The organism is Bacillus sp. S3 (genome assembly GCF_005154805.1).
Lineage (GTDB): Bacteria > Bacillota > Bacilli > Bacillales > Cytobacillaceae > Neobacillus.
In genome coordinates this window covers 4,273,177-4,287,541 of sequence record NZ_CP039727.1, presented here as the reverse complement: position 1 = coordinate 4,287,541, position 14,365 = coordinate 4,273,177, and the positions used below count along the sequence as shown (strand labels likewise).

Annotated in this window: 3 protein-coding genes; all 3 read left to right on the top strand. The window is 41.3% G+C overall.

The annotated features are described in order from the left end of the window. Positions 1 to 109: 109 nt before the first annotated feature. Complete coding sequence (locus FAY30_RS20830; RefSeq protein ID WP_149871662.1) at positions 110 to 4,996, top strand: 5'-nucleotidase C-terminal domain-containing protein; 4,887 nt, start codon at positions 110 to 112, stop codon at positions 4,994 to 4,996. Between the two features lie 528 nt (positions 4,997 to 5,524). Then, the gene (locus tag FAY30_RS27970; RefSeq protein WP_149871661.1) at positions 5,525 to 9,742 is read left to right on the top strand and encodes a S8 family serine peptidase; all 4,218 of its coding nucleotides are present in this window, start codon (positions 5,525 to 5,527) and stop codon (positions 9,740 to 9,742) included. A 249-nt stretch (positions 9,743 to 9,991) separates the two neighbouring features. Then, complete coding sequence (locus FAY30_RS27965; RefSeq protein WP_149871660.1) at positions 9,992 to 14,257, top strand: S8 family serine peptidase; 4,266 nt, start codon at positions 9,992 to 9,994, stop codon at positions 14,255 to 14,257. The last annotated feature ends 108 nt before the right edge of the window (positions 14,258 to 14,365 follow it).

Here is a 14,365-nt window from a genome sequence, read left to right as displayed (position 1 = left end):
TCAAAACTCTGCGCAAACAAAAAAAACAAGAGGGGGGCATGCCTATTTAGTTTGTTTATTACCCCAAAGGAAAAAGGGACAAACAATTAAAAATCAGGAGGCGAAAAGAGTGAGGTTTTTTAGAAAGCAGATTTTTATTCTAGCAACCATTTTTACATTACTAGCCAGCTATGTGTTGCCTTACATGAACCATGCTAGTGCAGCTGAGAATTACATAACCGTAGCCCAAGCGATAGCGAATAACTCAGGTAATGCAACAGTGAAGGGGTATATAGTTGGATATGCAAAATCAGCAACAAATTATATTACAACAGGATATCCTGATGATACTAACTTTGGTATTGCTGATAGTGCTATTGAAACAGATCCAACAAAGATTCTTCCAGTTCAAATAACTTCAGGATTCAGGGCACAATTTGGTTTGAAAACTAATCCAGATAACCTTGGAAAAGTTGTTTTTGTTACTGGATCATTAGAGAAATACTTTGGGGTTTCAGGATTAAAGAACCCAGCAGCAATGAGTTTTACTGAAGGCGGCGGTCCAGTCGATCCTCCGGTAGATCCGCCTGTTGAAGGCATCAAAATCAGTGTAATCCAAGGAGAAAGTCATGATTCTCCGTATAAAGGTAAGAATGTTAAAGGTGTGGAAGGGGTTGTAACGTTTGTAAAAGACGCAAGTAACTTCTATATTCAAGATCCAAATCCAGATAACAATGCAAAAACATCCGAAGGTATTCTTGTTTACCAAAAGAATCATACCGTTAAAGTCGGAGACCTTGTCTCAGTTGATGCACTTGTAAAAGAATGGGTGCTTGAAGGTTACAGCGATATGCTGCAGACTGACCTTGCCACTACTGAACTTGATGCAAATGCTGGGAAGGTGACAGTAGAAGCAAGCGGACAAGAATTACCTAAGGCACTGGTCATCGGCAAAGACATCCACCCTCCAACTCAAGTAGTGGATAATGACAAGTTTGCCAATTTCGATCCGGAAGAGGATGGCATTGATTTTTACGAAAGTATCGAAGGTATGCGTGTTGCCATCGAAAATCCAATGGCTGTTGCTCCGCAAAGATATGGCGAGGTGCCGGTTATTGCTGAAAAGGTAGAAGGCAAGGTTTATACAACACCAGGTGGTATTCCAATTACGAAAGATAATATGAACCCTGAAAGATTGCCGCTCCTTTTCAAAGTGAAGGATGAAGCATATAAGGTTAAAACTGGAGATAAGTACAATGGTACGGTAACAGGTGTTATCACTTATACGTTTCAAAACTATAAGCTTCTTACGGATAAAGAAGATCTTCCACCGCTATTGGAGAGCAACTATACCCAGGAAGTAACTGACATCGTTAAAGATGATGATAAACTAACTGTTGCATCTTACAATATGGAGAACTATACAAAGGCAGATACCACTAAAACAGCGAAAATCGCTGATTCTTTTGTAAATAACATGAAGACTCCTGATATTGTTGGTTTAGTAGAGGTCCAAGACAATAACGGGGAAACTGCTGGCGGAACGGCTGCAGACCAAAGCTATCAAGCTCTCATCGATGCGATTAAAGCGAAGGGTGGTCCAACTTACAAGTGGACAGATATTGAACCGGTTAACAATCAAGATGGCGGAGCGCCTAATGGAAACATTCGTGTTGGTTTCATTTACAACCCTGACCGTGTTTCACTGAAAACAGGGGCGGAAAAAGGTGGTTCTACTCAATCTGTTGGCTATGAAAATGGTTCCTTAACCTTGAACCCTGGCAGGATTGATCCAACAAATGCAGCATTCAATTCAAGCCGTAAACCATTAGCCGCCGAATTTATGTTTAAAGGCGAAGATGTCATTGTGATTGCCAACCACTTTAATTCAAAGGGCGGAGACCAGCCGATTTTCGGGAAAAATCAGCCGCCAGTACTTGGAAGTGAGGCAAAACGTGTACAAATTGCCGGCATTGTTAACAATTTTATTAAAGATGTAAAAAGTAAAAACACGGATTCAAACGTTGTCGTACTTGGTGACTTGAATGACTTCGAATTCTCAAATCCGTTAAAAGCATTAAAAGGAAATGAATTAACAAACCTTATTGAAAAAGTTCCTGCACCAGAAAGATTTACTTACAGCTATCAAGGGAACTCACAAGTACTTGATCACATGCTAGTGTCGAATAATCTAGCTGATCGTTCTGAAATTGATATCGTTCATTTGAACTCTCCATTCATGGCAGCACACGGACGTGTTAGTGACCATGATGCTGTTTTAGCGCAAATTAACTTAAAAGATGAACCAACAACACCGGAACCCAAAGCACTGGACTTGTCGATTTTGCACGTAAATGACACTCACGCCAATGTCGAACAGTATCCGAAACTAACGACTGCTGTAAAAGAGGTTAGAGGTGAGAACCCGAATGCGTTACTAGTCGATGCAGGGGATGTTTTCTCAGGTACTCTCTACTTTAACCAGTACCTAGGAAAAGCAGATTTAGGTTTCATGAATGATCTCCGCTATGATGCGATGACATTCGGAAACCATGAATTTGATAAAGATTCTAATGTTTTGGCAGACTTTATTAAAGAGATGAAATTTCCCATTCTAAGTGCCAACGTTAATGTGACAAAGGATCCTGTCCTAGGACCTCTTTTCAAAAATGAGATTAGTGCAGAGGCAACAGGCGGCAATATCTACCCGGCCATCATCAAAACGATTGACGGCGAAAAGGTTGGTATTTTTGGATTAACAACGGAAGATACAACATTCCTTGCAAACCCATCTAAAGATATTGTATTCGAAAACGCAGTAGATAAAGCGAAAGCAACAGTTGCCTCACTTCAAGGGCAAGGTGTTAACAAAATTGTTGTCCTTTCACACTTAGGCTATGGACCAGACCAAAACCTGGCAACAGCTGTGGATGGCATCGATGTCATTGTTGGCGGACATACCCATACAAAGCTTGATAAACCAGTGTTAGTTGAGAAAGCTGAACCAACAGTTATTGTTCAAGCAAATGAATACCTTAAATTCCTTGGTGTTTTGAATGTAAGCTTTGATGAGAACGGTGTAGTAAAAGCACAAGATGGAAAATTGCTAGATGTGAATAAGTATGCGGCTGATGCGGAAGCACAGGCTAAAGTTGATGAATTGAAAAAGCCGCTAGATGAATTGAAAAAGACCGTCATTGGCTCAACCAATGTTTTCCTTGATGGCGAACGTACAAATGTACGCTCCAAAGAAACAAACCTAGGTAACTTGATTGCTGATGGAATGGCGCAAAAAGCTAATGAAATATTGAAAAATGATACAACTATTGCCATGCAAAATGGCGGCGGAATCCGTGCTTCCATTCAGCAAGGTGATGTAACACTTGGCGATATTCATACGGTTATGCCATTTGCGAACTTACTAGTTACACTTGATTTAACAGGGCAGGAAATCTGGGATGCCCTTGAGCATAGTGTAAGTAAAGTAGAAAGCGGCGCAGGCCAATTCATGCAGGTTTCGGGTATCCAATTTAAATATGATCCGGCTAAGCCAGCATACGATAGGGTTTGGGAAGTAAAAGTCAAAACAGCTGATGGCTATGAGCCAATCAACTTGAATAAGGTGTATTCTGTTGCGACAAATGCCTTCGTAGCTGACGGCGGTGACGGATTCTCAATGTTTAAAAAGGCTAAAGATGCTGGCCGTATTCACGAGCTGCTTCTAGTGGACTATGAAATTTTAACCGAGTATTTTACAAAAAATAGCCCTGTAGCCCCAACGGTTGAAGGCAGAATTTTAACTGGTGAAGAGCCGCAGGTTCAAAACGGCTGGGTTCAAGTAGACGGTAAATGGTATTACTATGAAAACGGAGTAATCCATACTGGCTGGTTAGAATTAGAAGGAAAAAAATATTACTTCAGCCAAGAAGGAATCATGCTAACAGGCTGGATAAAAATTGCTGAATATTGGTATCACCTAGGTTCAGATGGTGTGATGCAAACCGGATGGTTAACACTTAATGGAAAAACATATTACTTGGGCACAGATGGAGTTTTAAAAACTGGATTGGTAACAGTCGATGATAAAGTCTATTACTTCGCGGCAAACGGTGAAATGCAATTTGACTGGGTTAGAATAGACGGACACTGGTATTACTTCGGTGAGAATGGAGTCATGATTACTGGCTGGGCTGAAATTGACGAGGAGATTTATTTCTTCGAAAATAGCGGTGAAATGGCAACTGGGTGGAATGAGATTGATGAGGTCCTTTACTATTTCGATGAAGACGGCGTCCTAGCAACTGGCTTGTACTATATTGATGACGAACTCTATTATTTTAATGAGGCTGGCATCATGCAAACAGGCTGGGTCGAAATTGATGGTGAGCGCTATTACTTTGACGAAGAAACTGGTGTATATAAACTTGGCTGGGTACTTTCAAATAACAATTGGTATCTGCAAGACAGTGATGGCTTAGTTACTGGCTGGGCATTCGTCAACGGTAAGTGGTACTATCTTGATTCTTCAGGAGTTATGAAGACTGACTGGGTGAAGGATGAGGGTAAATGGTACTTCTTAGCAGCCACCGGTGAAATGAAATCAGGCTGGGTGAAAGATGGTGCAAAATGGTACTACCTTGCCTCAACAGGTGCCATGCAAACCGGTTGGGTGAAAACCAGCGGCAAATGGTACTTCCTAGCCTCTAGCGGTGCCATGCAAACAGGCTGGGTGAAAGCTGCAGGCAAATGGTATTTCCTAGACTCTGACGGTGCCATGAAGACCGGATGGATTCTAGACAAGAAAAAGTGGTATTTCCTAGATTCAACTGGTGCGATGAAAACCGGATGGATAAAAGTAAATGGCCAATGGTATTTTATGAATGCCAGCGGTGCCATGCAAACAGGCTGGGTGTATATAGGGGGTAAATGGTACTACTTATATACAAACGGTAAAATGGCGGCTAACACCAAAATTCAAGGCTACAAACTAGGTATGGATGGTGCTTGGATCCGCTAATAAATAAAAAAGAACCAACTCTACTATTTAGGGTGGGTTCTTTTTTATTATTTCAAAATAAGATATATATTCTTTAAAAATTTCTTTTTAAGGAGTTTTTAAGGTGAAAAATTTGTCTAGTTTGCATTATTTTTAAAAGAGAAACACTAGCAGCCAGCAAAAAGTATACAGAAATAAGCTAAATTGTGGTTATTTCGATAATTTTCACAAAAGGGAGGATCTATTTACCGGCATTATTATGACAAGAATGGATATAAAGGTTTCTTTTTGCATATAAATTTTATTTGAAATGACAATTTTCTTTGAACTGGTAATACTGGAATTCGGTCTATGACAATAGTTTGATAGACTTTTGTCGAATATTGCGAAAACTTTTTCTTCGCTTTCCGAATATTTTATTGACCCTCGCTATGAAAAAGGGATAATATTATATTTGTATATTCCGATTTTTCACATTAATGCATAAATTTGAGTATACAAGAACATCTTTCTATTATTTTTACTAATAAAAAAGGGGGAAATTAGTAAATGAGTAAAAAGAACCGCAATCAGAAACGCAAAATTGCTACATACGCATTGGCTTCAGCTCTAGTATTATCAAACCTTGGTTTTGTTTCACCAGCTTCTGCAGCCTATAAGCCGGGAGACCTAGAAGCAAAAATTAAACAATTAAAGCAACAGCAGGTTCGAGAATCTTTTAAATCTCAAGCTGCAGCTAAAAACCTAAGAGCAGATCTTAAAGCAACAGACAAAGTTCGTGTCATTGTAGAGGTTGACGGTCAAACTCCTGTTGAGTATGCAACGAAACAGGGTAAATTATACAAAGAGCTGTCTGAAGATAAGAAGTCTTCATTGGAAGCAAAAGCCGAAGGCCAGCAGAAATCTGTTAAAGATAAAATCAAATCTAAAGGTGTAAACATTAATTACAAACAGAAATTTACAACCGCTTTCAATGGCTTCAGCGGCGAGATAGCTTACGGCGATCTTGACAAAATTGAATCCATTTCGGGTGTTAAAGCTGTTTATTTAGCAAATGAATATAAACGTCCTGAAGTGAAACCAAATATGAAAACGAGCCATCAGTTCGTTGAATCCCGCACAACTTGGGAGAAAACAGGCTATAAAGGCGAAGGTATGGTAGTAGCGGTTATCGATACTGGTGTCGACCCATCTCACCGCGACTTTACATTAACAGATAAATCTAAAGAAGGTTTAACAAAAGAGGAAGTAGCAAAAACTGTTTCCGAAAATGGCATGAAAGGGAAATTCTATACTGATAAGGTTCCTTTCGGTTATAACTACTATGATCAAAACGATATCATCCTTGACTTAGGACCTGGTGCAAGTATGCACGGTATGCACGTTGCTGGAACTGTTGCAGCGAACGGTGACGAAGCAAACGGCGGCATTAAAGGGGTTGCTCCCGAAGCGCAAGTACTTGGAATGAAGGTATTCAGTAATGACCCTATTTATCCATCGACTTGGTCCGATATCTATCTTGCTGCGATTGATGATTCAATCAAGCTAGGTGCCGATGTACTAAATATGAGTCTTGGTGACGTCGCTGCTTTCTATCAAGAAAATAACGCAGAAGACCTTGCCATTCAACGTGCTACTGCAAACGGAATTGTTTGCGCCATGTCCGCAGGAAACTCTAATCATATTGGTGACGGCTGGGATAATCCATATGCAAAGAACCCTGATATCGGTGTTGTTGGGTCACCTAGCTTAAACCCTGACGGTATTTCCGTTGCTGCTTCTGGTAATGAAGCTTATTTATATGAGCACAATGTGACGGTTGAAGGACTTGAAGGATTTATAAGCCTTGGTAAAGGGATTGATGACTGGTCGAAATTGGCTGCGGCGAACGGTGGCAAACTGGAACTTGCCAGCATCGGCGGCAAGCTAGGCTATCCTGAAGACTATAAAGGCGTGGATGTAAAAGGTAAGGTCGTCCTAGTTCCACGCGGTACATTATCTTTCTATGATAAAACGGTTAATGCTGCTAATGCTGGTGCAGCAGGGATTATTGTTTACAATGCAACAAATGGCTTCTTTTATGATAACCAAGGTGGTTGGGATGTTCCATTCTTGTTGATTTCAGGTGCCGAAGGAAAAACACTAGAAGAACAAGTTGCTAAGGGACAAACGTTTATTAACGTTGCAAGGGCAAACAAGACTGAAAGTCCTGAAATGGGCCGTATGACAAGCTTTACTTCATGGGGAACAACACCATCCCTAGAGTTAAAGCCTGAAATTACAGCTCCTGGCGGAAATATTTATTCTACCGTTAATAATGATAAGTACACTGTTATGAGCGGTACTTCGATGGCTGCACCACATGTTGCCGGTGGTTCAGCGCTTGTTCAGCAATATTTGCAAAAAGATGATCGCTTCAGAACTCTTTCTGTAGCTGAAAGAACACATCTTGCAAAAGTATTACTAATGAACACAGCGAAAACGATTGACGATTTAAATAGTCAGCCTTTCTCACCTCGCCGTCAAGGGGCTGGAATGATGCAAACATATGCGGCTGTCTCTACACCAGCATATTTTGTCAATAAAGCCACTGGTGATGCGAAAGTAGAATTAAAGGACTTCCAATCCAAACAATTTGAAATGACCTTTACGATTAAAAATATTTCAAAGGATAAAACTGCAAAATACAAAGTCAACACAGATGTATTAACAGATACAATTCAAGACTTTGGCGATGATATTCCTGAATATAATGCGCTAATTGCAGGGGATATGGAAGGTGCAAAGGTTGTTGCGCCTGAAACAGTAACAGTTGCTCCGGGAGAGTCCAAAGACTTTACTGTTAGTGTAGATTTAACAAACGCAAAAATTCCAGGTCTAGATGCTGATGAAAATAAAACGCTTCTAGATTTAAGAAAAAATATTTTCGTTGAAGGCTCTGTCACTTTAGCGGGAGCAGACAAAGATACACCAAACTTAACAGCTCCATATGTAGGCTTTTACGGTAACTGGGATGAACCGCAAAATATTGATGGGTTCACAGCACTTGGTGAAGAACGCTTCTTTGATTTGAAATATGAGCTTGGCGGCGGCAAAGTTGATGTGCCGGATGTTCTTACAGATCAAGATGAGTACTTCGCATCTGTAGTACCTGAAAAGAACTTTATTGCTTTATCACCAAATGGAGATCAATACGCTGATGACATGAACGTTCTTCCGGCATTCCTAAGAAATGCTTCTGAAGCTCAGTTCAACATTTTGGACAAGGACGGCAAACAGCTTAAGCGTGTGAAGGCAGAATCTGATGTTTATAAAAATGCCTATGATGGCGGCTCAGGTTCAGCTTTCTCTTATAAAGCAAACCGCTTATGGGATGGTAAAGTTAAAGGGGAAGTCGTAAAAGACGGCCTATACTATTACGAAATTAAAACGGTTATTGATTATGCTGGCGCTAAGTGGCAGTCTAAGAAAATTCCAGTATATGTTGATACAACAGCTCCAAAAGTTAAGTCTACATTTGATCCAGAAAAATCAACAGTTGCTTGGGAAACAACTGAAGATGGAACAGGCACAGAAGAGTACTGGATTTTTGTAAACGGTGAGCAAGTTGCTGCTGTTGATGGTAAAACAACCTCTTACGTACTGGAAGAAGCACCAGAAAAGGCAATCGTACAAGTAGTGGCATGGGATTATGCTGGTAACTACGGTTACGATACGTCAGCTATCGGTGATGTGGAAAATCCATTGATTGTCATCACTGATGGTACAAAAGATGCAGATGGTGAATATGTACCGAATTCCCCTGAGCCATGGGGCGCTTACAATACAAAAGAAATTCCTGTTAAAGGATTTATCTCCGATGATATCGGCTTAAAAACGTTGAAAGTAAATGGTAAAGAAGTTGAGTTCAATCAAGGTGAAGATGGAAACTTCCACTTCTCGACTTCTGTAACATTTGTCAAAGATGGACTTTATACGATTCAAGTTGAAGCAATTGACCATTCAAATAAAGCATTCTCAATTGCGCGCAAGGTATTTGTTGATACAACGAAACCAGTTATCACTACAGATGCACCAGAGAGAGTAGATAAGAAAGTTGATAAAGTATCCTTTAACGTAAAACTTGAAGATAACTTCAATTACTTAAACTTCTTCGTTGGTGAAGATCATGAATTAGAAGTGCCTTTCGTAAGTCCTTTGGATGCAACAAATCCATTAAGCAAGGATTACAAAGTAACTGTGGATCTTAAGGAAGGTGAAAATAAAGTAACCCTAAAAGCAACAGACCTTGCTGGCAATGAAACAGTGAAGGAAATTGTCATCAATCGTAAAGATGCAGACAAAGTAGTGAAAAACGGCTGGAGCTTTGAAAATGGTGCTTGGTTCTACTATGTGAAGGATACTAAAGCAACAGGCTGGCTCAATGACGGCGGCAAATGGTATTTCCTAAATAAAGACGGCAAAATGGCAACGGGCTGGCTAAACACTGGCGGTAAGTGGTACTACCTAAATAAATCCGGCGCAATGGCCACAGGCTGGCTGAAAGACGGCAATACCTGGTACTACCTAAATAAATCCGGTGCAATGGCGACTGGCTGGTTATTTGATGGCGGCAAATGGTATTACCTTGAAAACAGCGGTGCAATGGCAACGGGCTGGAAATATGTAAATGGCAAATGGTATTTCCTATATAGCTCAGGTGCTATGGCTGCCAATACAACAATTGATGGCTATAAGCTTGGCAAGGACGGAGCATGGATTAAATAGGATCCTATACGAGTAAATGAGGCGGACAGAATTATTCTGTCCGTCTTTTACTGGTAAAAAACTGTGACTTTATACCTGTTAATATCTTAAAAAATGAATCTACTTATTTTTGTGAAAAAACATTGACCCGATGATAGAGTACTACTAAAATTAAAATAGCATTTAGATTTTTCTAACAATTATGGAAAGCCTCTTACTAGATTGAAATAATTTAAGTGTGTCAGATATTTAGAGGGGGAAAACAGAGGAATGAGTCTTAAGTCATGGAAGAAGAAAAAGAAAAAGCAGATGACTACATACGCACTTGTCTCGGCGATGATGCTGGCAAACCTTGGTTACACAGTATCGGCTTCGGCAGCGACACAAACACCACCGGCAAAAAAAGATTATTCGTCGATGGTGAACCAATTTAAACAGCATTTAAAAGTAAACGAGCGAAAAAAATTAAGTGAGACATTAAAAGCCAAATTCAAAGCGACTGACAATGTCCGCGTCATCGTCGAGGTAGAAGGACAGACGCCTGTAGAACTGGCAACGGAGCAGGGAAAACTGTACAAGGAATTGGCAGAGAGCACAAAGACGTTAATGGCGGCAAAACTCGGAAAACAGCAGGCAGCGGTGAAGGAGAAAATTAAAGCCAAGGGTGTCAAGCTCAAACTTAAGAATCACTTTTCAACAGCCTTTAATGGTTTCAGTGGTGAAATCGCATTTGGTGATATGGCAAAGCTTGAAGCAGTCGAAGGGGTGAAAAATGTTTATGTAGCCAATGAATATAAGCGCCCGGTAAAACCTGATTTAAAAACGAGTAAATCACTTGTGCAAGTTCCTGAAACTTGGGCGGATGCAGGTTTAAAGGGTGAGGGTATGGTCGTCGCAGTCATTGACACCGGAGTGGATCCAACCCACAAGGATTTTGTCTTGTCAGATGACAGTGCGGCAGAACTCACAGAAGAAGACGTGGAAGAAATTGTTAGTAAAGATGGCTTGAAAGGGAAGTTTTTCACCGAGAAGGTGCCGTATGGCTATAACTATTTTGACCAAAATGACACCATCCTTGATAAAGGATTTGATACCGCCATGCACGGAATGCATGTGGCTGGAATCGTGGCAGCGAACGGGGACGAAGCAGATGGCGGTGTGAAGGGGGTAGCTCCTGAAGCTCAGGTCTTGGCAATGAAGGTATTCAGTAATGACATCCTTTTCCCATCAACATGGTCAGATGTCTATCTTGCTGCCATTGATGATTCCATCAAGCTTGGTGCCGATGTATTAAATATGAGCCTTGGGGAAGTTGCTTCTTTTTATTCGAAAGACAGCGCCGAGGATGTGGCGATTACTAGAGCAACGAATAATGGTATCGTCTGTTCGATGTCTGCCGGCAACTCAGGCACCATTGGTTTTGGCTGGGACAACCCTTTTTATAAAAATCCGGATATTGGAGTCGTTGAAGCACCAGGATTAAATCCAGCCGGTATCTCGGTTGCGGCAGCAAATAATCTTTCCATTCAGTACCAGCATTCTGTCACAGTGGGCGGCTTTACAGGTGTGGGATATGGAACAGATGATTGGAGCGCTCTGCCAGCAGAGAACGAGGATCTGCAGATTGTCAGCCTAAATGGTGCATTAGGTTTTCCGGAAGACTATGAGAATATCGATGTTGTCGGCAAGATTGTCCTTGTAAAGCGGGGAGACCTATCATTTGCTGATAAAGCATTATTGGCTGCAGAAGCGGGTGCAGCTGGAATAATGGTCTATGATGATGGAAAATCAACTTTCTATAAAAATCAAGGCGGCTTCGACATTCCATTTATGCTCCTTTCCCAAAAAGAAGGCGAGTCACTTGAGGCGGCTTTGACAGAAGGATCTCAGTCCGTATCGATTAACCAAATTGAGCAACAAGAAGACCCGGCTTCAGGAAAAATGACAGAGTTTAGCTCATGGGGAACGACACCAGGTCTCGAGTTGAAACCGGAAATTACAGCACCAGGCGGAAATATCCTCTCCACCTTAAATGATGACCAATATGGCACATACAGCGGCACATCGATGGCAGCACCGCATGTGGCCGGCGGATCAGCTCTTGTTCAGCAATATTTGCAAGCCGACAAGCGTTTCAAAGGCCTTACTGTCAATGAGCGCACCCGCTTGGCAAAAACATTGTTGATGAATACCGCAAAGGTGATAGATGATACGAACGGACAGCCATACTCACCACGTCTTCAAGGTGCGGGGATGATGCAGACATTTAATGCGGTGAAAACACCTGTATATGTGGTAAATAAGAGCAATGGTCAAGCAAAAGTGGAATTAAAAGATTTTACATCGAAAAAATTTGAAATGACGCTTACAGCGAAAAACGTTTCAACGAAGGATGTTACCTATACTGTAAATACAAAGGTTTTAGCAGACACGCTCAAGCAAAATGGTGAAGGTGAGAACTACAATGCCTTGATTGCTGGTAATCTCGAAGGCGTGATCATCGACGGACCGGCAACAGTCAAGGTTCCGGCCGGAAAAACACAAGATATTACCATAAAGGTCGATCTAAGTAAGGCGAAGGTTCCGGCCATTGATGTGGATGGCCATAAAACAACTGTTCCTCTTAAGGAAGATATGTTTGTGGAAGGCTTTGTCAGATTAGTGGATGCTGATAAGAATGTTGCCGGTAAAAAGGAACTTAGCCCTGATCTAACCATTCCATACGTCGGCTTCTACGGCAAGTGGGATCGCCCTTCCATTCTTGATGGCTTTAAAGATTTAGGAGAATCCCGTTTCTATGATCTTCAAGGGCTGTTTGACTGGGAAGATGAAGAGGGAAATACAGAAGAGGTTCCTGTTCATGATATGTTGTCAGATGACTGGTTCACAGCGCCTGTCCCTGAAAAAGGTTTTTATGCAATCTCACCAAACGGAGACTGGATGAATGATGATATCAACACCCTTCCGTCATTTTTACGGAATGCTGCAGAGGCGCAATTTAATATTTTAGATGAAAATAAACAATTACTCCGACGTGTAAAATTAGAGAAAAACGTCTTTAAGAGTTATTTTGATGACGGGTATGGAATTCCGTTCTCTTATAATTATGATCGTACTTGGGATGGAACCGTAAAAGGCAAGCCGGTGAAGGATGGTTTGTATTACTACCAAGTAAAATCAGTGATTGATTATAAAGGGGCAGGGTATCAAACAAAAGACATACCGATAATGGTCGATACGACTTCTCCAGAAGTAACTGCAAGCTTTGATCAGGAAACATCTGTTGTCAGCTGGGAAACAGTTGAAGAAGGATCGGGCGTACAAGCCTATGGTATTTTCGTCAATGGCGAGTTAGTCGGGGAAACAACCGGTGAAGAAAACAGCTATGAATTAACCGATGTACCTGAAGGTTCAATCATTGATGTCATTGCAGTCGATTACGCCTACAACTTTGGCGGTGACACGGCTACTGCGGGTGAGGCGGAAGACGGAGAACCGTTGATTATCATTAATCCGTTCTCAACGATGCCATATGGCGCTTACAATTCAAAAGAAGTGCCCGTTTCCGGAGCGGTGATCGAGGACTTAGGATTAAGTTCATTAACTGTGAATGGAAAAGAAACAAGCTTTAAACATACCGGCCCTAGTATATATGAGTTTTCAACAACAGCCACATTTGCAAAAGATGGATTCTACGATGTAATTGTCAAGGCCGTGGATAAATCGGGCAGCGAGTCATCGATTTCCCGCAAAGTGTTTGTTGATTCCACGGGGCCGCAAATCAATGTCTCGGCACCGAAGCTTGTTCCTGACAACAAAGAAGAAGTGACCTTGAAGCTTAATCTAAAGGATAACTTCAATTACCTATCATTATTTGTTGATGATAATCACGAATATGAAAAGGCCATTGTCGGTCCGGTAGATGTTCTTAAACCGGCAAATGACAATGTGGAGGTAAAGGTTGCTCTAAACCGCGGTGATAACAAAATTTCCTTAATGCTGCGCGATCTTGCCGGCAACGAAACCGTGAAGGAAGTCGTGATTTACCGTGGAAACGTTTCAGGCTGGAAGCTGGAAGACGGTTCATGGTATTACTATCAAAATAGTGTTAAAGCAACTAGCTGGGTAAAGGCTGGCTCATACTGGTATTACTTAGCGCAAGATGAAAAAATGAAAACAGGCTGGTTACAAGACAAGAATAAATGGTATTACTTAACTAAGAGTGGGGCAATGGCAGAAAATCAATGGGTCCTTGACCAAAATAAATGGTATTACCTTGGTAAAGGCGGCGTGATGCAGACCGGGTGGGTCCAATTGGGCGGCAAATGGTATTATCTAAAAGCCAATGGTGAAATGGCTAAAGGCTGGATTTCATTAAAGGGCCAATGGTACTATTTACATGCAAACGGCGACATGGCAACAGGCTGGAAGCAGATTGGCGGCAAGTGGTATTATCTATACAGCTCTGGTCAACTCGCAGTGAATACAACAATTGACGGCTATAAAGTGAACAACGATGGTGCATGGATTAATTAACAATAAAAGCATGTGAAGGCGGTCAGCTCAATCTGGCCGTCTTCTTTTTCGCTGCTAATAACTATGTAAATATTACTAAATTCGACATAGTTTCAAAATTTTTGTTGA

Bases quoted from the DNA above. Each gene is read 5' to 3' on its own strand.
- FAY30_RS27970 (WP_149871661.1), top strand. From the start codon at position 5,525: ATGAGTAAAAAGAACCGCAATCAGAAACGCAAAATTGCTACATACGCA.
- FAY30_RS27965 (WP_149871660.1), top strand. From the start codon at position 9,992: ATGAGTCTTAAGTCATGGAAGAAGAAAAAGAAAAAGCAGATGACTACA.